The sequence below is a fragment of the Accumulibacter sp. genome, assembly GCF_036625275.1.
Classification (GTDB): domain Bacteria; phylum Pseudomonadota; class Gammaproteobacteria; order Burkholderiales; family Rhodocyclaceae; genus Accumulibacter.
Genome location: NZ_JAZKUD010000005.1, coordinates 1 through 25562 on the forward strand (window position 1 = coordinate 1; position 25562 = coordinate 25562).

The 25562-nt window shown below is 62.3% G+C and carries 19 protein-coding genes, 2 tRNA genes and 1 pseudogene; 10 read left to right on the forward strand and 12 right to left on the reverse strand.

What is annotated here, in order from left to right:
- Positions 1-134: 134 nt before the first annotated feature.
- The 3 genes from V5B39_RS03825 to V5B39_RS03835 are packed head-to-tail and all read right to left on the reverse strand — an operon-like array spanning position 135 to position 3116.
- The gene (locus V5B39_RS03825; protein ID WP_332341604.1) at positions 135-581 is read right to left on the reverse strand and encodes a hypothetical protein; all 447 of its coding nucleotides are present in this window, start codon (positions 579-581) and stop codon (positions 135-137) included.
- 6 nt (positions 582-587) lie between these two features.
- On the reverse strand, positions 588-2564 hold the full coding sequence (locus V5B39_RS03830; RefSeq protein ID WP_332341605.1) for an Ig-like domain-containing protein: 1977 nt from the start codon (positions 2562-2564) through the stop codon (positions 588-590).
- A gap of 18 nt (positions 2565-2582) precedes the next feature.
- Positions 2583-3116: a hypothetical protein gene (locus V5B39_RS03835; protein WP_332341606.1), complete on the reverse strand. Its 534-nt coding sequence runs from the start codon at positions 3114-3116 to the stop codon at positions 2583-2585.
- A gap of 25 nt (positions 3117-3141) precedes the next feature.
- Between V5B39_RS03835 and V5B39_RS03840 the strand changes: the two genes are divergently transcribed.
- Positions 3142-4113 (forward strand): hypothetical protein, encoded by a 972-nt coding sequence (locus V5B39_RS03840; protein WP_332341607.1) that lies wholly within the window; start codon positions 3142-3144, stop codon positions 4111-4113.
- 204 nt (positions 4114-4317) lie between these two features.
- On the opposite strand, the gene V5B39_RS03845 is transcribed toward V5B39_RS03840, so the two are convergent.
- The gene (locus V5B39_RS03845; RefSeq protein ID WP_332341608.1) at positions 4318-6213 is read right to left on the reverse strand and encodes a DUF6531 domain-containing protein; all 1896 of its coding nucleotides are present in this window, start codon (positions 6211-6213) and stop codon (positions 4318-4320) included.
- Between the two features lie 323 nt (positions 6214-6536).
- Between V5B39_RS03845 and V5B39_RS03850 the strand changes: the two genes are divergently transcribed.
- From V5B39_RS03850 to xerD, 3 genes are read left to right on the forward strand one after another with little or no spacing between them, the layout of a single operon-like run.
- Positions 6537-7109: a chalcone isomerase family protein gene (locus V5B39_RS03850; protein ID WP_332341609.1), complete on the forward strand. Its 573-nt coding sequence runs from the start codon at positions 6537-6539 to the stop codon at positions 7107-7109.
- A gap of 21 nt (positions 7110-7130) precedes the next feature.
- Positions 7131-7619 carry a methylated-DNA--[protein]-cysteine S-methyltransferase gene (locus V5B39_RS03855; RefSeq protein WP_332341610.1) on the forward strand — a complete coding sequence of 163 codons (489 nt, stop codon included), beginning with the start codon at positions 7131-7133 and terminating at the stop codon, positions 7617-7619.
- Positions 7606-8520 (forward strand): site-specific tyrosine recombinase XerD, encoded by a 915-nt coding sequence (gene xerD, locus V5B39_RS03860; RefSeq protein ID WP_332341611.1) that lies wholly within the window; start codon positions 7606-7608, stop codon positions 8518-8520. Before V5B39_RS03855 ends, xerD begins: the two co-directional genes overlap by 14 nt.
- Positions 8521-8618: 98 nt before the next feature.
- Here xerD and V5B39_RS03865 read toward each other — a convergent pair whose 3' ends face one another.
- The gene (locus V5B39_RS03865) at positions 8619-9425 is read right to left on the reverse strand and encodes a SapC family protein (RefSeq protein ID WP_332341612.1); all 807 of its coding nucleotides are present in this window, start codon (positions 9423-9425) and stop codon (positions 8619-8621) included.
- Between the two features lie 71 nt (positions 9426-9496).
- Positions 9497-11119 (reverse strand): DNA recombination protein RmuC, encoded by a 1623-nt coding sequence (gene rmuC / locus V5B39_RS03870; RefSeq protein ID WP_332341613.1) that lies wholly within the window; start codon positions 11117-11119, stop codon positions 9497-9499.
- A 192-nt stretch (positions 11120-11311) separates the two neighbouring features.
- Here rmuC and V5B39_RS03875 point away from each other — a divergent pair, with 192 nt between their 5' ends.
- Positions 11312-11524, forward strand: a complete 213-nt coding sequence (locus V5B39_RS03875; protein ID WP_332341614.1) for a hypothetical protein — start codon at positions 11312-11314, stop codon at positions 11522-11524.
- A gap of 219 nt (positions 11525-11743) precedes the next feature.
- Here the strand turns inward: V5B39_RS03875 and V5B39_RS03880 are convergent, their stop codons facing one another.
- Positions 11744-12295 carry a cache domain-containing protein gene (locus V5B39_RS03880; RefSeq protein ID WP_332341615.1) on the reverse strand — a complete coding sequence of 184 codons (552 nt, stop codon included), beginning with the start codon at positions 12293-12295 and terminating at the stop codon, positions 11744-11746.
- Positions 12296-12587: 292 nt separating this feature from the next.
- On the reverse strand, positions 12588-13151 hold the full coding sequence (locus tag V5B39_RS03885) for an acetate uptake transporter (RefSeq protein ID WP_332341616.1): 564 nt from the start codon (positions 13149-13151) through the stop codon (positions 12588-12590).
- Between the two features lie 219 nt (positions 13152-13370).
- Between V5B39_RS03885 and V5B39_RS03890 the strand changes: the two genes are divergently transcribed.
- On the forward strand, positions 13371-15365 hold the full coding sequence (locus tag V5B39_RS03890; protein ID WP_332341617.1) for a UvrD-helicase domain-containing protein: 1995 nt from the start codon (positions 13371-13373) through the stop codon (positions 15363-15365).
- A gap of 43 nt (positions 15366-15408) precedes the next feature.
- Here the strand turns inward: V5B39_RS03890 and V5B39_RS03895 are convergent, their stop codons facing one another.
- From V5B39_RS03895 to V5B39_RS03910, 4 genes are all read right to left on the reverse strand, one after another.
- The gene (locus tag V5B39_RS03895) at positions 15409-15855 is read right to left on the reverse strand and encodes a c-type cytochrome (protein WP_332341618.1); all 447 of its coding nucleotides are present in this window, start codon (positions 15853-15855) and stop codon (positions 15409-15411) included.
- A gap of 99 nt (positions 15856-15954) precedes the next feature.
- Positions 15955-16788, reverse strand: coding sequence for an FkbM family methyltransferase (locus V5B39_RS03900; protein WP_332341619.1), 834 nt, complete (start codon positions 16786-16788; stop codon positions 15955-15957).
- 170 nt (positions 16789-16958) lie between these two features.
- Positions 16959-17032: transfer RNA gene (locus V5B39_RS03905), tRNA-Cys, on the reverse strand.
- A gap of 84 nt (positions 17033-17116) precedes the next feature.
- Positions 17117-17192: transfer RNA gene (locus V5B39_RS03910), tRNA-Gly, on the reverse strand.
- 569 nt (positions 17193-17761) lie between these two features.
- On the opposite strand from V5B39_RS03910, the gene V5B39_RS03915 reads away from it, so the two are divergent.
- The 4 genes and pseudogenes from V5B39_RS03915 to cphA (V5B39_RS03930) all read left to right on the forward strand — a co-directional run bounded on the left by V5B39_RS03915 (position 17762) and on the right by cphA (V5B39_RS03930) (position 25531).
- Entirely contained in the window at positions 17762-20086 is a 2325-nt protein-coding gene (locus V5B39_RS03915; RefSeq protein ID WP_332341620.1) for an ABC transporter ATP-binding protein, read from the forward strand.
- Positions 20083-20556 carry a DUF1854 domain-containing protein gene (locus V5B39_RS03920; protein WP_332341621.1) on the forward strand — a complete coding sequence of 158 codons (474 nt, stop codon included), beginning with the start codon at positions 20083-20085 and terminating at the stop codon, positions 20554-20556. Before V5B39_RS03915 ends, V5B39_RS03920 begins: the two co-directional genes overlap by 4 nt.
- Before the next feature lie 147 nt (positions 20557-20703).
- Positions 20704-22863: pseudogene (gene cphA, locus V5B39_RS03925) on the forward strand (cyanophycin synthetase); the annotation flags it as partial.
- Positions 22864-22948: 85 nt separating this feature from the next.
- Positions 22949-25531, forward strand: a complete 2583-nt coding sequence (gene cphA / locus V5B39_RS03930) for a cyanophycin synthetase (protein WP_332341623.1) — start codon at positions 22949-22951, stop codon at positions 25529-25531.
- Positions 25532-25562 lie beyond the last annotated feature (31 nt).

Sequence of the window (25562 nt, forward strand, 5' to 3'; positions counted from 1 at the left end):
AAAGCACATATAGCATTGTTTGTCAAACACAATTATTATAGTTACATGCCTACATCTTTGGCGATTTTCTGATGTTTTACATCAAATCAATGGCTTACTGGAAGGCCTCCGGGAAGGTCCGCCCGAGATCATGTTCACTGCGTCTTGTTGATAGGCAGTATCTGGTGGCCCAATACCTCATTATCACTAACCACGTACAGTGTCTGCCCGGCTCTGATGCGGCCATCAATTCTTGCCTTGATTGTCCGCAGGCAATCGCAGCTTGAATCGAATCCGATACCCCGTCTCTTCGTATTAAGAACCAAGGTGACATGCCCGTACTTTTCCTGCGTAAGCCAAGGTCGTTCAAACTCTGAATCACACGGCAAATAGGTTGTTGCCACAATGAGGTAACGACCAGGACTGCTACTCTCGACCGCTATCGATTCGTTCGCTGAATCTGGATTGCACTTAGCCACTTCTTCGATCGATACTCCCGAATGCAAGGTAAATGTCGTGGATGAATCGTCATTCGCTTTGTCGCAAGCTGACAGAAGAACTGATGACAAAAGACAGGCGAGAAGCTTGATATATAGCTGCATCTCAATCTAATTCCTCACGCGTCCTTCGTGTGTGAAAGTGTGCCATCCACCAGGGGCAGTGACATTAGGAAAGCGATTTAACGGAAAGCCTTCTCCCAAGGGCGGATAGGGGTGCTGAAGGTCGGTTCCCCAAGGAGTGGTCCACGTGCGTTCATCTGGCGCTACTACAATGCCATCCCTTTGCTTGGCTAGCTGCTCAGCAATTGAGTTATCACCCTGGCCGGTTCTGCAAGCATCGAGAACTACCGGCTCCTTGGGAGTGCACCCTAGATCCTGTAGCAGTCTGTTCAACTGTGCTGCATTGTTCCCGCTTACCGCTTGGCTATTTCCATGAGCAATTACCAAGCAGATTCCTGGGATGTCGGGTGCATTAACAGCGGCCCTGTAGTTCGAGTCGTTTGGCTTAAGAAGAATAATTTTCCTCAACCCATTCGGGTCCGAAAAGCTGATCGGGTTGCCATCGACATAGGCATAGGGGTTCAACCCCCCCGCCAACCCAATCGAATCACTCTGCACATACCTCCCGACGCCGGGGTCATAATCCCTGAAGTAGTTGTAGTGCAGCCCGGTTTCCCGATCGAAGTACTGCCCCGGGAAGCGCAGGTTGATCACCGTCGCCCGTCCGTCGCCATCCGGGTCCTCTTCCGGCAATGCCATCCCGAACGGCTCACCGGTCGGCAGGTTGCGCCAGACGACGACGTTGGCTTCGTTGGTCGCCACCCGCGGCGTGCCGAGGTGATCGCCGTGCAGGTAGAGGATGGTCGGCCCGCTACCAGTGACTGTGATCGCTACGGCCGGGCTGCTGCGCGTCGCGCCGAGGTAGTCGGTCGCCTTGGCCGTGAGGCTATAACTCCCGGCCGGCACGGCGTTCCAGACGACACTGTAGGGCGCCTCCGTCGCGCTGCCAATCCGCGTCGTTCCCTGGAAGAACTCGACCTGGGCGATACTGCCGTCGGGGTCGCTGGCCGTCGCGCTGAGCGTGACGGTTGCCGGTGCCGTGAAGCTCTGGTTGGCGAGCGGGCTGGTCAGGCTGACGTTCGGTGCCTGGTTGGCTGCCTGTACTGTCACCGTGCGGGCCGGGCTGGTCGTCACGCCGCCAGCGCTGTCGGTCGCTTGGGCGGTCAGGGGGTAACTGCCGGCCGTCGTCGGCGTCCAGAAGAGGGTGTAGGGACGGGCCGTGCTGCCACCGATCAGGGTCGTTCCCTGATAGAAATCGACCCGTGTGATCGGCGTGTTGACCTCGACGCCGTCAGCGGTTGCACTCACGGAGATGGTCACCGGCAGGGAATAGACGGCGCCATCGGCCGGTGCGGTCAGGCTGACCGTCGGCGGCGTATTGCTGGCGGTGATGGTGAAATTTCCCAGCGAGCGAGTGATCACGCCGCCGGCGCTGTCGGTGACCGTGACGCTGAGGGTGTAGTTGCCGGCCGCCGTCGGCGTCCAGGTGAGCGTGTTGAAAGAGGCATGGTTGCTGCCAATCATCGTGTCGCCATCATACAGGTCGACCCGGGTGATCGGCGTATTGACTTCCCCCCCATTCGCCGCGAGTTTCCACGCCAGGCGAATCGGCAGCGCATAAACGCCGCCGGTCGGACCATACCCCGTCACGCTCGGCGGCGTGTTGCCGCTGTTCACGGTGATCGTCCGCGCGGCGCTGGTGGTGACGCCGCCGCCGCGGTCGGTGGCCCGGGCGGTGAGGCGGTGACTGCCGGCTGGAACGTTGTTCCAGGTGAAGGTGTAGGGACTGGCGGTGAGCGTGGCGAGGACGCTGGCGCCGTCGAGGAACTCGACCTGGGTCAGCGTCGTGCCGGCACGGGCGGTGGCGGTGGCGCTGACGGTGAGGCTCACCGGGGCGAGGTAGCTACCGGCGGTCGGCGCGCTGAGACTCACCGTCGGGGCGGCCTGGGCCAGGCTGATCAGGCCGCTCAGGACGAGCAGCAGGAAGGTGGCGAGGTGCCGCCGGGGTTGGCGAAGGCTGGGCATGATCGTTCTCCCCCTGCCCTATTGAATGATCGCCAGCGGCTGCTCGCCGAGCCAGACGTAGTTTTGGCGGGGGGTGCCGTCGGGCGCGGTTTCGCTGATCAGCCGGCCTGCCTGGTCGTAGTGGTAGAGGGTGTCTTCGGCGCCGGTCTTGCGGAGGCGCTGGCCGAGCGGGTCGAGGCGGTAGATGGTGGTGACGCCGGTCAGGCGGCCGCGCGCGTCGTAGGTGAAGGTCTGGCCGGCACCGTCGGCGGTGGGGCTGCCGTTGGCGTCGTAGGTGTAGGCTTTGGCGTGGCTGCCGGTGATCGCCGTCAGGCGGTGGCTGGTCGGGCTGATGGTGGTGCTGCGGCTGGCGGCGCCACTGGTCTGGCTCAGGCGGTTGCCGGTGGGGTCGTAGTCGTAGCCGTGGGTGACGCTGGGCAGGACGGCCTGGGTCAGCCGGTCGAGGGGGTCGTAGCCGTAGGCTGAGGTTGGTCTGGCTGGCGAGGCGCGAGGCGCTGTCGTAGGCGATCTGCCAGGTCTCTTTGCCGAGGGTGTAGCGGGCCGGCCGGCCATCGGCGTCCTGGCCCCAGGCGAGGAGTTGTCCGGCGCCGTTGGTGAGCTGTTTGAGCCCGCCGGCGGGGTGGTAGGTGATGGCGCTGGCCAGCGTCTTGACGTCGCCGGCGACGGTGAGCTGGACGTCGCGGATTCGTCCCTGGGCGTCGAGGGTGTAGTCGATCTGTTTGCCGCTCGGCGTGGTGAGGCCGACGAGGCGTCCTTGGCGGTAGCGGTATTGGGTGACGAAGGAAACGCCGGCGATCTGGCGGGTTTCCTGTGTCAGGCGTCCGTGCCCGTCGTATTGGCGGTCGATGGCGGTGAGCAGGGCGTCGGCGGCGTCGCGTTGTTCGAGGCGGGTGAGGCGTCCCTGGCCCGTGGCGCCCTGGTCCCAGATGAAGAGGTCGCGGCGATCATCGGCGTAGGTGACGCGGGTGAGGCGGTTGAGCGCGTCGTATTGCCGGTGGGTGGTCTGGCCTTTGGCGTCGGTGTGCGTCCGTTCGTTGCCGGCGGCGTCGAAGGTCTGGCTGCTGGCGCCGCTGTCGGGGGAGTCGAGGCCGCTGGTGTTGCCCAGGCCGTCGATGGTGTAGCGCGTGGCGAGGTTTCTCGGGTCGGTGACGCGGAGGAGGCGGTGCTGTCCGTCGTAGGCGTACTGGGTGAGGCCGCTGGCGGGGTCGGTGACGCGGATCAGGCGGTTGAGGGCGTCGAAGGCCTGCGTGGTGCTGCGGGTGCCGGCACCGTGCGGGGTGGTGAGGGTGGTGAGGTTGCCTTGCGGGTCGTAGGCGTAGTCGGCCTGGAGCTGGTCGAGCGCGCCAAGTTCGCGGGTGAGGCGGCTCAAGGCGTCATGGACGCGCTGGCGGGTCTGGCTGAGGACGTGGGCGGGGTCGCGCCAGTCTTCCTGGACGCGGTTGCCGGCGGCGTCGAGGGTAAAGGTGAGGGTGTTGCCGAGGGCGTCGGCGATCTGCGTGAGGCGGTGGGCGGGGTCGTAGGTGTAGGCGAGGAAGCTGCCGTCGGGTAGCGTGAGGCGGGTGAGCTGGCCAGCCGGGTCGGTGGTGTAAGCGGTGTGTTCGTCGCCGACGGTCTGGCCGGTGAGGCGGCCGCGCGGGTCGTAGGTGAAGGTGGTGACGAGGCCGTTCGGGTCGATCAGGGTGAGCAGCCGGCCGTTCAGGTCGTAGGCGGTGAAGTCGCTACGGTGGCCGAGGGCGTTGGTGACGCTGGCGAGCTAGCCGCGTTTGCCGGGATCGAGGTCGGCGGCGTCGTGGTAGGTGAAAGTGGTCAGGTCGGCGACGTCGGTGCGCGGGCCGTCGGCGGTGAGGACCTGGCCGACGCTGTTGTAGGTCCAGGTCCAGGTGCGCGGGGTGCCGACCAGGGGGGCGGCGAAGCCCTGGCTGCCGTTGGCGTCGGGGGTGGCTTGTTCGCTGCGCGTGAGGAGGTTGCCGGCGGGGTCGTAGGTGAAGGTGGTGCGCTTGAGGGGTTCGGCGAGGCGCAGCGGCAGGCGGTAGCTGGCGTGCCAGTCGGTGCGGACGGTGCGGGCGTCGGGGGTGCCGGAGGCTTCGATGCGTTGAACTTCGAGGTTGCGGCTGTCGTGGGTGTAGGTGCTGAGGTGGCCGTTGAAGTCGGTCTGGCTCGCCAAGTTGCCGTTGGGGTCGTAGGTGAAGCGGCGGGTGAGCCCGGGAACCAGGGGCTGGCTGATCGTCGAGACGCGGTTGGTGCCGAGGAGGTTCTGGAAGGTGTACTGGGTGACGGCGCCGAGGGGGTTCGTGACGGTGCTGCCGGTGATCTTGCCGGCGGCGTCTTTCTGATAGACGACCGTGTGGCGGTCGACGCCGCCGGCGTGTTCGCTGCTCGCGGCGAGCGCGCTGGAGTCGTAGGTCCAGCTGGCGTAGGGGGTGGCGTTTTCGTCGGTGAGGCCGGTGAGCAGCGCGGGCTCGACGTGCCCGCCGACGGTGAGGTGGGTGTAGCGGTAATGGCGCGTGTGGGTGTCGGGATAGGTGACGCTGGCGAGGTTGCCGTCGGCGTAGGTGTAGGTGATTTTTTCAGCGCTGGGGAGGGTGACTTCGGTCAGGAGATTCTGGGCGTTGTAGGTGAAGCTGAGGCGGCGGCCGAAGGGGTCCTGGATCTCGGCGAGCCGGTCGCTGCCGGGAACGTAGCGGTAGGTGAGCGAGAGGCCGCCGCGTTCGACGCGGCTGAGGCGCCGGCCGGCGAGGTCGAAGGTTTCGACGGCGTCGTCGCTGTCGCGGTAGGTCCAGCCGCTGGCGGTCTTTTGCAGTTGGCCGACGATGTCGGCGTCGCTGACCCAGTCGGTGGTGCTGCCGGGCTGGGGATGGAAGTGCAGGATCTGGCCGTCGCCACGCAGCAGGAGGACGAGGTTGGTGCCGGCGGCGGGGTTGAGCAGGACGTCGTGGTTGTGCCGCCAACGGCTGCCCAGGCTGCGTTGGGCAGCACTCTGGGCATGGTAGGGGCTCTGGCTGTGGTAGTCGCGCTCGAAGGTCAAGAGCGAGGCGCCGCCGAAGCGGTAGTCGGTTTCGCGCTGGACTTTGCAGCCCTGGCCGGGGAGGATCGGGTTGGCGAGGCACAGGTCGGGCGTCTTGACCGGCGGTGGTGGTGTGCAGATCGCGGAACCGGGTAGCTTGGCCAGCCCACCGGTGCAGCCGCAAGGGATGGGGAAGTCTTCGCCGGGAGCGATCCCTTTCACGAATTCGTCGGTATAGGTGGCGCTCAGCGGGTGCGCTGCCAGCGAGAAATCGACGGTGGCCACCCCATCGTTGATCGTGCCCCTGAAGCGGTCATCGGCGACCAGGCCCAGGGATCCACAACGGTTGCGAAAGAGACGCGTGGCATTCGTGCCCCGCACCAACACCGTGTCGGGCGTCCCGTAAAAAGGCGTGTCAATCAGCGAAACCGGCACTCCCCCTGAGCAACGAAGGCTCGACCCCCGGTACTCGTACGAGCCATCCGTCAACGCCGCAATGGCGAAATATTCGTTGCCAATGATGCTGACGCCGCTACCGACCGTGCAGGTCGCAGCACCGACCGTCAGTGGCAAGATGGCTGCGCTGAGGAAAACCAAACGAAGCGTGGCACCCCGCGGTCGCCGCAGGCCTGTGCGGTCGTTCATGATTTGTTCTCCCCCTGGCGGGTTCAAGGTGCGACGCCGGTGAAGAAGGTGTCGGCGATCCCTTTCCGGAACTGCGCGCTCCCGTTTTCGGCGGGTGGCGTCCGTGAACAGGAGGCTCATGGCACCGACCGAAGGGAAGGCCGATGAAACCCTGATGATCCGAGGGTTACGCTCAAAGTATGAGTTTTTGCCTTGGGTGTTGTCAACCCTTCATTCCTATCAATTTTAGATAAACTATCCCCTTACTGCACTGCGGCAGCGGGCGGACACCGCGGTGGGCTTGGCCAGACCCGTCAGAGCATGTCACCCAAAGGAGATACGTCATGAAACATTTGCTGGTGGCGGCAGTGACCGCCCTGTTTTTCAACCTTGCCACTGCTGTTGAAGTTGCCGGGGTCAAATTCGATGACAAGACGCGCCTCGGTCCCGGTGAACTGGTGGTCAATGGCGCCGGCCTGCGCAAGAAGGCCGTTTTCAAGGTCTATGCGATGGCCCTCTATCTGCCGGAGAAAAGCGGCGACGCAGCGGCGGTGCTGGCCGCCAAGGGTGGCAAGCGGATTTCGATCAGTCTGCTGCGCGACCTCTCGGCACAGCAGTTCGTCGAAGCACTGCAGGAAGGCGTCGCCAACAACCATTCGGAAGTTGAAATGGCAAACCTCAAGGATCGCCTGAAGCAGTTTTCTGATACCCTGCTGGCCGCGGGAGAACCCAAGACCGGTACCAGCGTGTTCATCGACTGGCTGCCGGAGACGGGCACACGACTCACCGTCAATGGTCAGGTCAAAGGCAAAGACCTCGCCGGCGACGATTTCTATAAGGCGCTGCTGAAAATCTGGCTTGGCAACAAGCCGGTCCAGGATGACCTGAAGCAGGCGCTGCTCGGCAAGGCCTCCTGAGGTCCGATCCAGGACACTGCGATGCGCCCTCGGGTCGATCCGGCCGAACCGGCCTTCCAGGCGGTCATCCGCGCGGCGGTGTTCAGCCTCGGGGTGTGTGGCGACGAGCTAGAAATTCATCGCATCGCCTTTCTTCCGCCAACTGACGAAATGGCCCCTCGGAATCCACTCGCTGAGGAAGTGGCGCGCCAGTTGTACGCCTACCTGGCGGACGCCGAATCCCCTTTCGTCTTGCCCTTGCGCGCCGCGGGTACGCCTTTTCAGCGCCGCGTCTGGCAGCAGATCGCAGCCATTCCGACACACCAGACGCGCAGCTATGGCGAGATCGCCCGGACGCTGCACAGCGCGCCGCGGGCGGTCGGTCAGGCCTGCGCCGCCAACCCCTACCCGGTGGTCGTTCCCTGCCACCGGGTACTGGCGACGGGCGGCAGATTGGGCGGCTTTGCTCATCAGAACGACGGTTTTCTGCTCGATGTGAAGCGCTGGCTGCTGGCACATGAAGGCTGCTGAGGCCGATCCTGGCGACCTTGCCGAGATCGATCGCTTCTGCGACACGCTCTGGCTGGAAGACGGTCTGGCCAGAGCCTCGCTCGACAGCTATCGCAGCGACCTGCTGCAACTGACGATCTGGCTGGCGGAGCAGCAACTCGGCAGCCTGTGCGACGTTGACGAAGCGATCCTGATGCGTTTCATCGCGATGCTGTCGCAAACCCTGCGCGCTTCCTCGCAGGCACGTTACCTGTCGACGCTGCGCCGCTTCTACCGGTACCAGGTGGCGCAGGGCCAGCGCAGCCATGATCCGACGCGGAAGATCGCCATGCCGGTGCAATCCTCGCGGCTGCCGAAAGTGCTCTCCGAAGTCCAGGTCGAGCGCCTGCTCGCTGCCCCCCGGCTCGACACGACGCTCGGGCAGCGTGATCGGGCGATGCTCGAAACGCTCTACGCCACCGGCCTGCGCGTCAGCGAACTGGTCGGCCTCAAGGTGCACGAACTCCATCTCGACATGGGCGTGCTGCGTGTTTTCGGCAAGGGCGGCAAGGAGCGCCTGGTACCGCTGGGTGAACAGGCGTGCGACTGGCTGCGCTGCTATCTGGGCGACGGCCGACCGGCGCTGCTCGCAGGACGCCAGAGCGACGAGGTGTTCGTAACCGGGCGCGGCTCGGCGATGACCCGGCAGGCTTTCTGGCAGTTGATCAAGCGCTACGCCCTGCAAGCCGGAATGGACCCTGCCCGCCTGTCACCGCACGTACTGCGGCACGCCTTTGCCACGCATCTGCTCAATCATGGGGCCGACCTGCGCGTCGTGCAACTGCTGCTGGGCCATGCGGACATCTCGACGACGCAGATCTACACCCATGTCGCTCGCGAACGGCTTAAGATCCTGCACGCCCAACACCATCCGCGCGGCTGATCGGCCTCGGCGGCGCGGCGCAATGCACCACGAAAGCCCGCTTCGCCCCGACGCGTGGGAAGAGGAAATTCGTGCGTCGCTGCGACGCACCTTGCACATTAACGAAGCCCGCTAAAACTGAGCGTCTCGTTTTTGTTCAAGTAGTCCAGAGTCAGTTCCTGGCTGGCAGCAGCAGCCGGCGTATGCGCTGCAGCATGAGAGGCCGCGCTGGCATGGGCTTCAGCCAACTCGCCGAGAACAGGCAACTGCTGCATCGACAGCAATTGGCAATACGCAATGACCAAGGCACCGGCTTGGGCGACTTCCCGAAGGGCTTCAGCCGACAACTGGTTAAGGACGGCTTCGTCAATCTGAAAGAGTCCGCCAACCGGCTGGTCGCCAGCCCTGGTCTTGACAGTAATCGGCCAGGCTTTGATCAGGGCGTGTCTTTTCAGTACCGCACAGGCGTTGACGGTGACCTGCCGACTGTTCTCGATCTGGGTCAGAAAATTGAGGACATCCCGAATCACCGACGAGGGTCTGCCTGCCTCATCGAAAAAGGGTTCTCCCTCGCTGCCATCGACAATGAGTCCTGAATCTTCGTCGATGCACAGCACCTGCTGACCTTCACTCCTGTTGGCAAGGCAAAAAGGATAGCTACGAATGGCAGCGGGAATATACTTTCCCACCCAACTACCGTCGGGTGCGACAAACAGATTCCTGCCTGTTGCCACACCCAGAACAGCCACAGGAATGAAGGCCTCCTTCTGTTCGACAAAGGCAATGGGCAGACTCAACAGCGCACGCGGAAATTCACCTGCCGTCAGTGGAATGATCGCCTCATGGGCAGCGAAAGAATAACCCGTAACACGTCGCCAGCGCTTGTTGGCGTAGCGGTCGGTGGAAATGGGGTGGAAGTTGGGCATTTGCATCCTTGGTGTGAACCGTTTGGGTGGTTTGTAAGGACCATACCCTTGTACTGAAGTTTACCTGAAGTTTAGGCTTTCGGGATGGCCACCGCTACCGCTTCCCCGGTCCCCTCCCCGGCGATTTCGACCAGCGCCGTCGGCAACGCCTTGCTCGGCTTGACACCCAACTGTTTGAGCATTTCCGCCTGGCGGATCAGGTTGCCACGTCCACCGGTGAGTTTGCCGTGCGCCTCGTCATAATCTCTTTGCGCCTGCTTCAGACGGTTGCCAAGCGACTCCAGATCAACCACGAAACCAACCAGCTTGTCGTAAAGCTCCGCGCCGCGCTTGGCGATCTCCTGAGCATTGCGGCTTTGCGCTTCCTGCCGCCAGAGGTGTGCAACGGTGCGCACGACGAACAACAGCGTCGAAGGGCTGACCAGCAGCACGTTTCTCCGCCAGGCATCCATGAACAGCTCGCGATCATGCGTGACGGCCAGCATGAAAGCGGGTTCGATGGGGATGAACATCAATACGAAGTCGAGCGATTTCAGGCCGTAAAGCAGTTGGTAATTCCTGTCCGAGAGGCCTTTGATGTGCGTGCGAACGGAATCGAGGTGGCGTTTGATGGCGGCCTGACGATCGCCCTCGTCCTCGGCTGAAGCGTAGTCTTCATAGGCCGTCAGCGACGCCTTGGCATCCACCACGAGATGGCGGTCCTCGGGCAGATGCAGGACGACGTCGGGCTGTGCGCGCGTGCCGTCTGCGCGGTGATGGCTCTCCTGGACTTCATATTCCTCCCCCTTGCGCAGGCCGGAAGCTTCGAGGACGCGCTCGAGCACCAGTTCTCCCCAGTTGCCCTGTGCCTTGCCCGAGCCCTTGAGCGCCCGCGTCAGGTTCCTGGCGTCCTGACTCAGCGAGTGATTGAGGGCCATCAGATGCCGAACCTGCTCGGCAAGTGCGGTGCGGTCCTTGCCTTCCTGGACATAAACCTCTTCGACTTTGCCCTGGAACTCCTGCAATTTTGTTTTCAGCGGCTCCAGCAACTGGCCGATGTTGGCCTGGTTCTGCTCGGTAAAGCGTTTGGCCTTTTCTTCAAGGATGTCGTTGGCCAGACTCTTGAACTGGTTGGCAAGAACTTCCCTGGCCTGCAGGAGCAGGTTGAGCTTTTCTTCGCCCTGACTGCGCTCGACGTCGAGGCGAGTCGTCAGCTCGGCAAGTTCGCTGTCAAGGCGATTGGCGCGCAGCTCGGCTGCCGCCCGCTGCGCCTTTTCGCTCTGCAATTCGCTGCGGAGCGAACCGACGGTCGCACGTTCGGCCCTGAGTTCTGCATTGACACGGCCGGAGTCCTCGCGCAGGTCGGCCGCCTGCCGGTGCGTTTCCGCGAGGACCCGTTCGACTTCGGCGAGCTTGTGTTCAAGCATCGGCACGCGCAAGGCACGCTCACTGAGCTGGGCACGCTCATTGCACGCGTCATCGAGGGTATCCCGCAACTCGACGGTCTGTGCCTTCAACTCTTGGTGCGCCCTGATGAGCTGCAGGCGCTCGGCATCGAGGGCACGTAGCCGTTCTTTGGCAGTGGCGAGTTCGACTGCACGCTCTGCCTGGCCTTGATCGTCGGCTCCGGATGTTCGCTTGCGGGTGGCCAGCCAGACCATCAGCACGCCGACGAGCAGGCCGATCATCGCCGCAAGTAGGGCAAAACTGTCCATGCAACACTCCTTTCGATGTCGTGGCATAGTCTGCGTTCCCGGCATTTGGCGATCGCGGTGCCAAGGACTGTGCCGATAGTGTCATCGGCTTCCACCGCCCAGACTTTGCTGGAAAAACTCAAGAATCTTCGAATTTTGCCGTTATCATCAATGGTGCATTCCGCACCAGTTTTGCCTCACCGGAGATAGCCTATGTCTGTCAGTTCGATTGGTTCCAGTAACAGCAATTTGTCGTATAGTCCGGCAGTCAAGGCGCAGGCCGAAGCTGCCGAGGCCCAACAGGCAGGGCGCGATGTCAGGAACGATGGGGATGCGGACGATGGCGGCGGCGCCATCAAAGAACCGGCTCCAACGGTCAATCTGAATGGCCAAACCGTCGGGACTCACATCAACACCTCTGCTTGAGTAGTCGTCAACCTGCGGCCCGGATGTTCGAATGGACACCTGGGCCGCATTTTTTGGCGGCAATTCCCATGCTGCGCTGTGCCACTCGAGGTGAACTGTCAGAGCACACAGGGTTCTCCCTGGCATACAGCAGACACGAGGCCCTATCGGCAACGAAGCTGAACGGAAGAGTGGCGACAGCAGAGACCTCGTTCGCCTGGGGCTCTGCTGCTGAAACGCTTACATGGCCGGATACTTTGAGGGGTCGGACATTCTTTCAAGGACCTTGGCAAGTTCCGGAAGGGGGATTCCCTCATCGTAGATGCCGGCACTGACCTGAATTCCAGTGGCGAACGAGACATCTGCGGTCGTGGCATAGGAGATCTTGCGAGACAGGCGTCCGGCGCCGGGTTTCGGCCAACTGTACTCTACCCAGCCACCACGCGATTCGTTGCCGGCCTTGCAGAGTTCCTTGAAGATGTACTTGCCGGCGTTGTCGGTAATCTGGAGGATCGGTTTGCCGACCAGGTCGGGGCGCATGGGATGTGCGATCATCCTGTCCTTGCGGCAATCGTAGACGAACACGTAGCTGTCCTTCCACACCCATTTGCCGTCTTTCTGGTTGAAATCGGCATAGGCTGACGAACCCTTGTCATGCAGGAAGCGGGCGGCTGCGCGCACCTTGCTGACCGTCTCTTCGGCATTGGCCACATCGGCTTCGGTCGGTGCCGCGGCATGGGCAACACCACAGGCCAGCAACGCCATCAATCCAACTGTTTTTGCAAATTTCATCATACGCTTCTCCTTCTGTTCAGAATATGAAACGTTCCTCTTGGTGGAACGTTCCCCTTAATGTGGAAGTCGCATCAGCGACTCACCAATCTCCCCTCCCCTTTGCGAGGGGCGAAGGCGAGGTTTTGCGGAGCACCGCTCCGCGCTGCCGTAGCCGACCCGCGATGCAGCGCGGGCCGTGGGCGGGGTCGGGGAGAGGGAAACGGTCATGACTTTCATGATCGGAAGTGCCTGGAAAAGTCATGACCGTTAGTGGTCAACCGATCGGACCCGGATACCGGGTCCACAAGCCTCAATTGATCCAGGGCTTGCCGACCGGGAGGACGTCACGGCCAAACAGATCGGCATAAATGATATGCGCCATGATGTACCACGCCATCGCTGCGGTCACCATCAGTTCATAGCCGGCTACAACGGTCAGGTCGGGATAACCGAAGTGCGCCAGGTCAAGCAGAATGAAACCGACCAGCAACAGGGTGAAGGTCAGTGCCAGCGCGCTGCTGACACGCATTGAACCGATCCACAGGATCACCGTGAATAGTGTCCAGGCGACCAGGAACCAACCGACGTCGGTCTTGCTGGAGGTGTAGATGTTGTAATGGTTGCCGATCAGGAGCAGCACCAGCGCGATCCAGAAACAACCATAACCGGTAAAGGCGCAATAGCCGAAGTTGTTGCCGGTCTTCATCTCCTGCAGTCCGGCGATCATCTGCGCCAGTCCCCCAAAAATCAGCCCCAGCCAGACGACCGGACCCAAACCCATCCATCCCACGTTATGAAACTGCAACACCATTGTTGTCAGGCCAAAACCAGCCAGACCTACCACAGCCGGATTACCCAGCTTTTGCTCAGCCATGCACTACCCCCTTGATATTCATTTCGAATGCAGCCTGGGAAAGCCCTGACTGCCCATTTAACTGGCTTTCCAGACCCTATCGGATGCTGCCGGCGGTAGTTCGGAAGCCGGCGCGATTCTACAGGCATGCCCCTTGGAATGGCAAATCGGCAGGACGGCAAACGAGTCGCCGCAACCGGCGTGTGCTAGAATCGCCCCCCGCTCCAGCTCCCTTCCGCGATGTCCGCAACCCTTGTCCTCAACCTCCCGCAACGCGAGGCCATCCGCTACCTCGACGGTCCGCTGCTGGTTCTGGCCGGGGCCGGATCGGGAAAGACGCGCGTGATCACCGAAAAGATCGTCTACCTGATCGAGTCCTGCGGCTTCAACCCGGGCAACATCGCCGCGATCACTTTCACCAACAAGGCAGCGCGGGAGATGCAGGAACGGGTTAGCAAACTGCTCGTCGGCAAGCCATCGCGGGGGCTGACGATATCGACCTTCCATGCTCTCGGGGTGCGCATCCTGCGCGAAGAGGCGGGCGTTCTCGGCTACAAACCGAGCTTTTCGATCCTCGATGCGGCCGACTGCTTCGGCATCGTTTCGGATCTCGCCGGCAGCACCGACAAGGTGGCCATTCGCAAGCTGCAGTCGCTGATCTCGAACTGGAAAAACACGCTGGTCTCACCCGATCAGGCGCGCAGGAAAGCCCGGGACGAGAGCGAAATTCTCGCCGCGAACGCTTTCGCGAGCTATTCGGCAACCCTGCGGGCGTACCAGGCCGTCGATTTCGACGACCTGATCGCGCTCCCCGTGGCGCTCTTCGAGAGTCATCCGGCCGTGCGCGACAAGTGGCAAAACCGCCTGCGTTATCTGCTGATCGATGAATACCAGGATACCAACGCCAGCCAATACCAATTGCTCAGGCTGCTGGCCGGGGCACGCGCTGCATTTACAGCGGTCGGCGACGACGATCAGGCGATCTACGGCTGGCGTGGCGCCGACGTCGCCAATCTGCGGGGGCTCCCGCGCGACTACCCGAATCTCAAGCTGATCAAGCTCGAACAGAACTACCGCTCGACGGTACGCATCCTCAAGGTGGCCAACGCTCTGATCTCGCACAATGAAAAACTGTTCGACAAGAAGCTGTGGTCGGAACTGGGTCACGGCGATCCGATCACTGTCAACGTCTGCCAGGACAAGGAAAAGGAGGCCGAGTCGGTGGTCATGAAGCTGCAGGCGCACCGCTTTCAGCATCAGGGCGCATTCCGCGATTATGCGATCCTCTACCGTGGCAACTTCCAGGCCCGTGCCGTCGAGAAATTCCTGCGCCAGCAGCGCATTCCCTACCTCTTGTCGGGTGGTCAGTCCTTTTTCGACAAAGCCGAGATCAAGGACATCACTTCCTATCTGCGCCTGCTTGCCAACCAGGACGACGATCCGGCCTTCCTCCGCGCCGTCAGCACCCCCCGGCGTGGTGTCGGCAGCAGCACCCTGCAGGCGCTCGGCGGCTACGCCGGCGAACGCCGGATTTCACTCTTTGCCGCCGCTTTCGAACAAGGTTTCGTGCCGCGCGTTCAGGCACGCCAGATGGCGCCCCTGCTCGAATTCTGCGAATTCATCAAGCGCCTGCAAGCACGTTCCGGATGCCAGCCGGCGGGACAGGTGATCACCGCTCTGCTCAGCGCGATTGATTACGAAGCCTGGTTGTACGATCAGGATGATGCGCGCACGGCTCAGATCAAATGGGGCAACGTCCAGGAGTTTTCCGACTGGTTGAGTAGAAAGGGCGATGAAGACCAGAAAACGCTGCTGGATCTCGCCCAAACCATCGCACTGATCAACAGGCTCGACGAACAGGACGCCGACGTCGATGCCGTGCGGCTGTCGACCCTGCACGCTGCCAAGGGGCTGGAGTTCAAACACGTTTTCCTGATCGGTATCGAGGAAGGCGTCCTGCCGCACCGCGATGCCGAGGCCGAAAACCGCACCGAAGAAGAGCGCCGCCTGATGTACGTAGGGATCACACGCGCCCAGCGATCACTGCACTTGAGCTATGCCGAGAAGCGCCAGCAGGGCCAGGAAGTGATTCCCTGTCAGGCATCGCGATTCATCGCTGAAATGGGCAGCGATGACCTGCGCTTCTCGGGTGGCAAGAGCGAAACTGCGCCGGACAAGACGGCCAGCGCCGAACGCTTTTCAGCGCTCAAGGCGATGCTGAACAAGGGAAAATAGATTGGCTGTCGTACGCCGGCTTGCTGTGGCGGACAGCCTGACTCTACTTGGCGAGACCGAGCAGGTGCTCGACTGCCGCCTTGACCTCGGCGTCGCTCAAGTCGGGATTGCCGCCCCTGGCCGGCATTGCATTCTTGCCGTTGATGGCACTCGTGACCATCGCTGCCGTACCAGCGCCAATCCGTGCTGCCCAGGCCGCCTTGTCGCCCGCTTTCGGCGCGCCGGCTGCGCCGCTGGCGTGGCAGGCCATGCACACCGAGTGATAGACAGTGGCACCGTCACGCGGCTTGCCGTCGCTCTTCGGCGTAGTGGCTTTCGCCAACTCCAGCTTCGCCACCGGCTGAATACGGCCTTCCGGCTCATCACCAGCGCCCGCCGTGACGCGACCTTTGCCGATCATGGAAAGCGGCCAGATGATGACGATCAGAACGACGGCAACGATGATGGTAATGATCAGAATCGCCCGTGAAGAGTCTTGCTGCTGAGCCATGCCAAATCCTTAATGATCCGAGGGTTGAATGGCAATTGTACCGCTGTTTGACACCCCCAAAAAGATGAAAGATACCGAAGCAGGAACCAGCGTCGTGCCCTAATTGGCAAGCAAGCGTTCGAGATAGGCCGATGCGACGCTGCCACCCGTTTGCTTGTCCAGAGCGCTCAGGATCAGATGCGCCAGATCGTAAGATCCCAGTAGATCATGGGCGAGCATTGCGTATTTTTGCAACTTCAACGCCGGTAACGCGTCCAGCCTCATCCAGTCGCGGACATAGATGGCATCGGACCAGAGAAACTGGCGAAATCCCTGATTGAGGTCATCATTGGCGATCAGCGGCTTGAAGGCGCGCATGCCGAACCCATTAAAGGTGTGGAACTGGAAGCCGTTCTGACGCAGGAAACGATCGACATCGGCGAAAAGCGGCTGGTTTTCATAGAGTTCAAGGAACTCCACTTCCGTCTGTATGACCAACGCCCCGGCAAGAAGACGTTCGGCATTCTGGAATACGGCCAACTCTCCGCCCTGGACGTCGATCTTGAAGAAGTCGACGTCGTCCACCTCCGCAATGTCGTCCAGTCGATGTGTATCCACGACATGTCTCGCTATCGGGGTGACCACTTCAGACAGATTCTGAAATCGCTCAAGCAATGGTGAGTTTGGTGAAAAGAGAGAACCCGTCAGAGTCCAATTGGTTTCATGAAAAACCGACTGTTTACCATCACCAATGAAATAGGGGAAAAATCGGTGAGGGTGGCCAAAGTTTTTGTTGAGCCGCTCACACTCCGCGACATTCGGCTCAAAGCCCATGATCCGCGCCCACCCCGCATCGACAAGTTGCTGATAAGGAGGCGTTTCATTGAGCGCCGCCCCGACGTCAACGATGTTGATCAGAAATGGGTCAGCAAGAAAATCCTTCAGACTCCACATCAGAGTTATCCTTCCAGGAGAACATGCTGCTGCCAGCGATCGGCGACGAAACGCTGCTGGCCGGACCTCCTGCAGACGCAGGCGAAAACCCTGCAAATCTCGCCAAGTTCAGCCCAGTCTCACTTCACCTGGGCCGAAGTGTTTCAGCGAGTTGCCAGACGCGTGATTTATGGAGGCGCGAGCGGGAGTCGAACCCACCTACACGGATTTGCAATCCGGTGCATAACCGCTTTGCTATCGCGCCGCACCTATCTCACGATAGGGTCTTCGGCTGTTATTCGTTTTGCCGGTGAATCCGCAAAGCTCCCATCGGGCTTTGCAGAAGATGTGGAGCGGGAGAAGAGTCTCGAACTCTCGACCTATACCTTGGCAAGGTATCGCTCTACCAACTGAGCTACTCCCGCGTGAAGCGATTGCGCATTATAGAGGCCTATCCCTGGCTGTCAACGCCTTCTGTAGAGAGTTCACACCTATCAGTTTCAGATAAACTATCCCCTGACATCACGTTGAATTCAAGACGACCTTGGGATCTGTCAAACAACGGGCTGAAGAGGTGAAGCGTGGGCTTGCCAGAGCGCTATCGGGGCTGCACAAGCCAAAAAAACTCTTGGAGCAGGTGCGGGCCTGACTGCCGCCGGAGGCCAAGAGGTGCTGTCGGTGGATCGGTTCTATCCCTCGGCCGCCCTGTTACGACACCTTGAATCGCCCGACCCCGTTCGAAAAAACACGCGTGCAAAGCGACCCGGCGCATTGCGCTTCAGGAAACTCCAACGCCGCTGGGTGTCTTGGCTCACACGGGGGTTGCGCCGCCTGAAGCGCTGCCTGCAAAACAACCTCCCTTTGCCCGCCTTTTGTGAAACAGAGTCAGGTGATGGGTGATGAGCCATTCGCCCATTCGCGGCCATGACAGGAATATCACGGGTATACTCCCAGATTCGCTTCGCGCAATCCTCGTCTGGAAACCGGCCAACCCATGAGTTCTGTCGCTTCGCCATCGCTCCTTGAGGCCCCCGCTCTGACTGCCAGCTCGCCAACGACGTTGCCCACCGCCTGGGCAACACCGCTCGATACACAGCTTGCCGACGGTGAGCGCATCCTAGCCTGGCTTGAAATCGACCTCGACACCTGCCTGCGTTTCGCGCGCGGGCTGGTGGTGGTGACCAGCGAGCGCCTGCTGGTGATGCCGCCCGGAGATTCGCGGTGGCAAAGCTGGGCCTACCGGGCGGGACTGTCGCTGTCTCGCCGCGATCATTCCGGGGTGGGAACCCTCGAACTCTGCGACGAAGATTCGCTGTTGGCGCACTGGCGCTACACACTCGGCGCCGACATCGCCGCCGGTCGGCTGGTCGAACACTTCACTCGTCAGCACAGCTTCCGGATTACCGGAATCATGCCGCCTCCCTCGTCCGTGGCGCTCTGCCCGAAGTGCGAAACCCCGCTGCTCGAAGGGCAGGAAGAGTGCCCGGCGTGCAGCAAGGAAATCCATGAACCGCCTTCGACCTGGACACTGTTGCGCCTGGCGCGCTTCGCCAGGCCCTACCGAGGGCAACTGCTGACCGCCTTCGTGCTGTCCCTGCTGACCACTGCGGCAACGCTGGTCGCACCGTACCTGACCATGCCTCTGATGGACAAGGTGCTGATCCCTTACCAGAACGGCCAGCCGATCGACTCCGCCCTGGTCGCATTCTATCTCTCGGGTCTGCTCGGGTCGTCACTGCTCGCCTGGGTGCTCGGCTGGGGACGCACCTATATCCTGGCGCTGGTTTCGGAACGGATCGGCGCCGACCTGCGCACCACCACCTACGAGCATCTGCTGAAGCTTTCTCAGGAGTACTTCGGCGGCAAGCGCACCGGCGACCTGATGGCGCGCATCGGTTCGGAAACCGACCGCATCAACATCTTCATTTCGCTGCACCTGCTGGACTTCGCCACCGATGTGCTGATGATCGCCATGACCACGGTCATTCTGGTGTCGATCGATCCCTGGCTGGCGGCGGTGACGCTGTTGCCGCTGCCGATCATCGGCTGGCTGATCCACGTCGTCCGCGAAAAGCTGCGCACCGGCTTTGAGCGCGTCGACCGCATCTGGGCGGAAGTCACCAACGTGCTCGCCGACACCATTCCCGGCATCCGGGTGGTCAAGGCCTTTGCCCAGGAAAGCCGTGAAGCGGCGCGTTTCCGGTCGGCCAATGCGCACAACCTGGAAGTCAATGACCGAGTCAACAAGGTGTGGTCGCTGTTTTCGCCAACGGTCACCCTGCTCACCGAAATCGGCCTGTTGATCGTCTGGGCTTTCGGCATCTGGCAGATTGCCAAGGATCAGATCACCGTCGGGGTGCTAACCGCCTTCCTCGCCTACATCAGCCGCTTCTACCTGCGCCTCGATTCGATGAGCCGCATCGTTTCGGTGACTCAGAAGGCAGCGGCCGGCGCCAAGCGCATTTTCGACATTCTCGACCATGTCTCCAGCGTTCCCGAACCGGCACATCCGGTGCACCTGCCGCAAATCTCGGGACGTATCGAACTGCGCAGCGTCGGCTTCCGCTACGGGACACGCAGCGTCACCCGCGACATCAATATCGTCATCGAGCCCGGCGAGATGGTCGGCCTGGTCGGACACAGCGGTTCCGGCAAGAGCACACTGGTCAACCTGATCTGCCGTTTTTACGATGTCAGCGAAGGCGCCATTCTGATCGACGGCGTGGACATCCGTTCTGTACCGGTCGCCGAATACCGCAGACACATCGGCCTGGTGCTGCAGGAACCTTTCCTGTTCTTCGGCACGATCGCCGAGAACATCGCCTACGGCAAGCCCGAGGCGACGCGCGCCGAGATCGTCGCGGCCGCTCGCGCCGCACACGCGCATGAATTCATCCTTCGCCTGCCGCACGGTTACGACTCGCTGGTCGGCGAACGCGGGCAGGCGCTCTCCGGCGGCGAAAGGCAGCGCATCTCGATCGCGCGCGCGCTGCTGATCGACCCGCGCATCCTGATCCTCGACGAAGCCACTTCATCGGTGGATACCACCACCGAGAAAGAGATTCAGAAAGCGCTCGACAACCTCGTGCGCGGACGTACGACGATTGCCATCGCACACCGCCTGTCCACCCTGCGCGACGCCAATCGCCTGGTCGTTCTCGACCGTGGCAGCGTCGTCGAGGTCGGCAGCCATGACGAGCTGATGGCTTGCGAGGGCCACTATTACCGCCTCTATCAGGCACAGGCGCGCAATGTCGACACCGAGGACGAACTGCGCCGGATGGAGATCAACGCCAGGGACGAGGAAGAACGCGAATGACCGGAACACAGGCCTATCGGTTGCGCCGTAACGGCTTCGGCAAGCTTGAATTGATTGCTCCGGACGGCGAAATCCATGTCGGGGTCGTGCCGGTGCGTGCCTTTCCGATCAGCGCCCCTGCTGACGGCATCGCCCTGGTCGACCCTTACGGCCATGAACTGGCCTGGATCGACGAGCTCGGCGACCTGCCCGAAGAGCCGCGCAAGCTGGTGGAAACCGAGCTTGCCCAGCGCGAATTCATGCCCGTGATCACGCGCATCGTCAGCGTCGCGAGTTTCGCAACGCCGAGCACCTGGCAGGTCGAAACCGATCGTGGTGCGGCGACGCTGATCCTCAAGGGCGAGGAAGACATTCGCCGCCTCACCCCGCCGGCACTGCTGATCGCCGACAGCCATGGCATTCATTTCCTGATTCCTGACCGTTCTGCGCTCGATTCGCATAGCCGGCGCATTCTCGACCGCTTCCTGTGAAGCAGGCCGCGACGATCGTTTTGCTGCACCGTCAGCCGATTGACGCGAGCCACGTTATTCCGACGATAATCCCGGCCAGGCTGTCCGTTTGCCTTGCGCCTTTTTCGCGCCGACGCGCACCAATTTTCCTGTGCCTGGACTGACGACATGAAAACGAAGGACATCAAGTTTCTCGAGATCCGCTACCTGCGCGGCCCGAACATCTGGACCTACCGTCCGGTCATCGAGGCGCTCGTTGACATCGGCGAACTTGAAGACTTTCCGTCGAATACGATCCCGGGTTTCTACGACCGCCTGACAGCCCTCCTGCCCTCACTGATCGAGCATCGCTGCAGCTACGGCGAGCGCGGCGGCTTTCTGCGGCGTGTCCGGGAAGGCACCTGGCCAGCGCACATCCTCGAACACGTCACCCTCGAACTGCAGAACCTGGCCGGCATGCCCGGCGGTTTCGGCAAGGCGCGCGAGACTTCGGCGCGTGGCGTGTACAAGGTGGTGGTGCGCGCCTGGCACGAGGATGTCACCCGCTCCTGCCTCTATGCAGGACGCGATCTGCTACTGGCGGCGATCAAGGACACGCCTTTCGACGTCGCCGGCACGATCGCACACCTCGCCGACCTGGCCGAGCGCAAGCTGCTCGGGCCGAGCACCGGTTGCATCGTCGAAGCGGCCACCGCCAAGGACCGCCGCATTCCGGCGATCCGTCTGCTGGCCACCGGCAATCTCGTGCAACTCGGCTACGGCGCCCGCAGCCGACGCATCTGGACCGCCGAAACCGACCGCACCAGCGCAATTGCCGAAGGCATCTCGCGCGACAAGGATCTCACCAAGACCCTGATCAAATCCTGCGGCGTGCCGGTCCCCGAAGGGCGCCTGGTCGATAGTCCCGAGGACGCCTGCGAAGCCGCCGCAGAGATTGGTTTTCCGGTGGTCGTCAAGCCGTCGGACGGCAACCACGCGCGCGGCGTGTTCACCAATCTGATGGCCCCGGAAGAAGTCGAGGCTGCCTATGCCGCCGCGGTCGTGGAAGGCAGCGGCGTCATTGTCGAACGCTACGTGCGCGGCTCGGAGCATCGCCTGCTGATCGTCGGCGGCAAGCTTGCCGCCGCCGCCCGCGGTGAGGCCGCCAGGGTCATCGGTGATGGCCGATCAACGATCAACGAACTGATCGACAGCCAGATCAACTCCGACCCGCGCCGCGGCGCCGCCGAGGAATTCGTTCTCGACATCATCGATCTCGCCGACAATCCGGTGGCCCGGCTCGAAGTGTCGCGCCAGGGATTTACCCCTGACGCCATCCCGCCAGCCGGTCGCGAGGTTCTGATCGTGCGTAGCGGCAACCATACCGACGACGTCACCGACCTCGTTCACCCGGAAACCGCGGCCACGGCCTCGCTCGCTGCCCGCATCGTCGGACTCGACATCGCCGGCGTCGACCTGGTCTGCGAAGACATTGCGCGACCGCTCGATGAACAGCGGGGAGCGATTGTCGAGGTCAACGCCGGCCCCGGCCTGCTGATGCATCTCAAACCGGCCATCGGCCAGCCGCGCCCGGTCGGTCGCGCCATCGTCGATGAACTGTTCCCCAACGGCGAAGACGGCCGCATCCCGGTGGTCGGCATCACCGGCAGCTTCGGCAAGACGACCGTCGCCCAGCTGATTGCACGCATGCTCTGCCTGTCCGGAAAACATACCGGTCTGGCCTGCAGTGACGGACTGTTCGTCGATCGGCGCTGTATCGACCAGGGCGACAGCGCAAACTGGGGATCCGCACACCGCATCCTGATGAATCGCTCGGTCGAAGCGGCCGTCTTCGAGAACGGCAGCGACAGCATCCTCAGTGAAGGGCTCGCCTACGACCGCTGTCAGGTCGGCGTGATCACCAATGTCGAAGTCGCCGAACATTGTGGCCGTGACTACATCGAGACCCCCGAGCAGGTATTCACCGTCCTGCGCACGCAGGTCGATCTGGTGCTGCCGGCGGGCGCCGCGGTCCTCAATGCCAGGCAGCCGATGCTGGTCGAGATGGCGCCGCTCTGTGACGGTGACGTGATCTTCTTTGCCATCGACCCCGACCTGCCCGGTCTCATCGAACATCGGGCGCAAGGCAAGAAAGCGGCGTTCGTTCGCAACCGCCAGGTCATTCTGGCCAACGGCCAGAATGAAACCGCAATCGTCAGCCTGCAGAACATTCCGCTGACCGACGGCGGACGTGTCGATTTCCAGATCGAGAACATCCTGGCCGCCAGCGGCGCCGCCTGGGCACTGGGCATCGGATCGGAAATCATTCGTACCGGGCTGGAAACCTTCACCCTGGCCTGAGCCGGCAACCACCCGCAACCGACCGGGCATGGCCTGCCGGCCCGCGGACTGAACCAGAAAGAGGACACTGTTCATGGAAGTATCGCGTATCCGCGCGCTGCGCGGTCCCAACCTCTGGAGCCGGCACACGGCGATTGAAGCGATTGTCTACTGTGCGGAAGAGGAGCGCAGCATCGACCAGATGCCGGGTTTCGAGACCCGTCTGCGCGAACGTTTCCCCGAGCTGGCGATGCTCCGGCCGGCCGGCCATGATGAAGCGATATCGATGGCGCAGGCCCTGGAGTTCGCTGCGCTTGGCCTGCAGGCACACGCCGGTTGTCCGGTGACCTTCAGCCGTAGCACGCAGACCCTGGAAACGGGCATCTATCAGGTCGTCGTCGAATACAGCGAGGAAGCCGTTGGCCGACTGGCGTTCGAACTCGCGCAGGATCTCTGCAAGGCGGCGGTTACGGCCACCCCTTTCGAACTCACTGAAGCGCTCGATCGCTTGCGCGAACTCGACGAGGACGTCCGCCTGGGTCCCAGCACCGGAGCGATCGTTTATGCCGCAATGGCACGCAACATCCCCTACCGTCGCCTGACCGAAGGCAGCATGGTGCAATTTGGCTGGGGTAGCCGGCAGCGACGCATTCAGGCGGCAGAAACCGACCGCACCAGCGCCGTTGCCGAATCAATCGCCCAGGACAAGGAACTCAGCAAGGAGCTGCTGCACGCGGCCGGCGTCCCGGTTCCCGTCGGCCGACCGGTGCTGAGCGCCGAGGACGCCTGGGCGGCCGCCTGCGAGATTGGCGCCCCGGTCGTCGTCAAGCCGCAGGACGGCAACCAGGGCAAGGGCGTCGCGGTCAATCTCAACACCCGCGAACAGATTGAAGCTGCCTACGCGATCGCTTTCGAAGTCAGCGACGAAGTACTCGTTGAACGTTACCTTCCAGGCCACGATTACCGCCTGCTGGTGATTGGAGACAAGTTGATCGCCGCTGCCCGACGCGACCCCCCGCTGGTCATCGGTGACGGTGTACACAACATTCGCCAGTTGGTCGAACGAGTGAACAGTGACCCGCGCCGTGGCGAAGGGCACGCCACCTCACTGACCAAAATCCGCCTCGATGAGGTGGCTCTGGCCCGCCTGGCCGATGCGCGACTGACTCCGGAATCGGTCCCCGCCAGGGGCCAGCGCATCATCCTGCGCAACAACGCGAATCTCTCCACCGGTGGTACGGCAACCGACGTTACCGCCGATGTTCATCCCGAGTTTGCTGCGCAGGCGGTTGCCGCCGCGCAGACCATCGGCCTCGATATTGCCGGCGTCGACGTCGTCTGTGACAGCGTCCTGCGTCCACTCGAAGCCCAGGGCGGCGGCATCGTCGAAATCAACGCCGCACCGGGATTGCGCATGCATCTGCAGCCTTCGTTCGGCAAAGGCCGGCCGGTCGGCGAAGCGATCATCGCCAACATGTTTGCCCCCGGCGACGATGCACGCATTCCTCTGGTTGCCGTCGCGGGGACAAACGGCAAGACCACCACCGTCCGTTTGATCGCCCACATCCTGGGCCAGCCAGGTCTGCGCGTCGGCATGACCACCACCGACGGCGTCTATGTCCAGGGCCGGCGTATCGACACCGGCGACTGCAGCGGCCCCAAGAGCGCCAGGAATGTCCTGCTCCACCCCGACGTCGACGCGGCCGTCCTCGAAACGGCACGTGGCGGAGTGCTGCGCGAGGGACTCGGTTTCGACCGTTGCGATGTCGCAGTGGTCACCAACATCGGCCTTGGCGACCACCTTGGGCTGTCGTATATCAGTACCGTCGAGGATCTGTCGGTCGTCAAGCGGGTGATCGTCCAGAACGTCAGACCGGGGACCGGCGTTGCGGTGCTCAATGCGGCCGATCCCATGGTCGCCCGGATGGCCGATTCGTGCCCGGGCAGCGTCACTTTTTTCGCCTGTGACCGAAATCACCCGCTGATGGCCATGCACCGCGCGCAACGCAAGCGCGTCGTCTATCGTGATGGCAACTCGATCGTCGCTTCCGGTGGCGGTAGCGAACACCGCATCGCCCTGGCCGAGATCCCGCTCACGCAAAACGGCGCCATCGGTTTCCAGGTCGAGAACGCCATGGCAGCGACTGCCGCCGCCTGGGCTCTGGGGCTCGATTGGCCGACGATTCAGCGTGGCCTCGGCAGCTTCATCAACGACGCAAGAACGGCACCGGGGCGCTTCAATCTTTTCAGCTATCGCGGGGCGACGCTGATTGCCGACTACGGCCACAATCCGGACGCCATTCAGGCACTGGTCGAGGCTATCGACAACCTGCCATCACCGCCGGGCAGCAAGCGTTCGGTCGTCATCAGCGGCGCTGGCGACCGGCGCGACGAAGACATTCGCCAGCAGACCGAGATTCTTGGGGATGCTTTCGATCGGGTTCTGCTTTATCAGGACCAGTGCCAACGGGGTCGGGCAGACGGAGAAGTGCTGGCGCTCCTGCGGGACGGTCTGAGAAATGCTCGGCGAACCTCCGAGGTCAGGGAAATCCGCGGCGAGTTCCTGGCCATCGACAGTGCGCTGGCCGAAGTACGGGCAGGCGATCTTTGCCTGATCCTGATCGATCAGATCGAGGAGGCCCTTGAACACCTCAGCAGGCGAATCGCCGAGGGCTAGACTTTCCAATGCGGCAGGCAGGTCACCTGAT

What these genes read in the sequence shown, in the direction of transcription:
- V5B39_RS03825 (WP_332341604.1), bottom strand. Translation starts at nt 581, where the DNA reads ATGCAGCTATATATCAAGCTTCTCGCCTGTCTTTTGTCATCAGTTCTT.
- V5B39_RS03830 (WP_332341605.1), bottom strand. Translation starts at nt 2,564, where the DNA reads ATGCCCAGCCTTCGCCAACCCCGGCGGCACCTCGCCACCTTCCTGCTG.
- V5B39_RS03835 (WP_332341606.1), bottom strand. Translation starts at nt 3,116, where the DNA reads ATGGCCGGCCGGCCCGCTACACCCTCGGCAAAGAGACCTGGCAGATCG.
- V5B39_RS03845 (WP_332341608.1), bottom strand. Translation starts at nt 6,213, where the DNA reads ATGAACGACCGCACAGGCCTGCGGCGACCGCGGGGTGCCACGCTTCGT.
- V5B39_RS03850 (WP_332341609.1), top strand. Translation starts at nt 6,537, where the DNA reads ATGAAACATTTGCTGGTGGCGGCAGTGACCGCCCTGTTTTTCAACCTT.
- V5B39_RS03855 (WP_332341610.1), top strand. Translation starts at nt 7,131, where the DNA reads ATGCGCCCTCGGGTCGATCCGGCCGAACCGGCCTTCCAGGCGGTCATC.
- xerD (WP_332341611.1), top strand. Translation starts at nt 7,606, where the DNA reads ATGAAGGCTGCTGAGGCCGATCCTGGCGACCTTGCCGAGATCGATCGC.
- V5B39_RS03865 (WP_332341612.1), bottom strand. Translation starts at nt 9,425, where the DNA reads ATGCCCAACTTCCACCCCATTTCCACCGACCGCTACGCCAACAAGCGC.
- rmuC (WP_332341613.1), bottom strand. Translation starts at nt 11,119, where the DNA reads ATGGACAGTTTTGCCCTACTTGCGGCGATGATCGGCCTGCTCGTCGGC.
- V5B39_RS03875 (WP_332341614.1), top strand. Translation starts at nt 11,312, where the DNA reads ATGTCTGTCAGTTCGATTGGTTCCAGTAACAGCAATTTGTCGTATAGT.
- V5B39_RS03880 (WP_332341615.1), bottom strand. Translation starts at nt 12,295, where the DNA reads ATGAAATTTGCAAAAACAGTTGGATTGATGGCGTTGCTGGCCTGTGGT.
- V5B39_RS03885 (WP_332341616.1), bottom strand. Translation starts at nt 13,151, where the DNA reads ATGGCTGAGCAAAAGCTGGGTAATCCGGCTGTGGTAGGTCTGGCTGGT.
- V5B39_RS03890 (WP_332341617.1), top strand. Translation starts at nt 13,371, where the DNA reads ATGTCCGCAACCCTTGTCCTCAACCTCCCGCAACGCGAGGCCATCCGC.
- V5B39_RS03895 (WP_332341618.1), bottom strand. Translation starts at nt 15,855, where the DNA reads ATGGCTCAGCAGCAAGACTCTTCACGGGCGATTCTGATCATTACCATC.
- V5B39_RS03900 (WP_332341619.1), bottom strand. Translation starts at nt 16,788, where the DNA reads ATGTGGAGTCTGAAGGATTTTCTTGCTGACCCATTTCTGATCAACATC.
- V5B39_RS03915 (WP_332341620.1), top strand. Translation starts at nt 17,762, where the DNA reads ATGAGTTCTGTCGCTTCGCCATCGCTCCTTGAGGCCCCCGCTCTGACT.
- V5B39_RS03920 (WP_332341621.1), top strand. Translation starts at nt 20,083, where the DNA reads ATGACCGGAACACAGGCCTATCGGTTGCGCCGTAACGGCTTCGGCAAG.
- cphA (WP_332341623.1), top strand. Translation starts at nt 22,949, where the DNA reads ATGGAAGTATCGCGTATCCGCGCGCTGCGCGGTCCCAACCTCTGGAGC.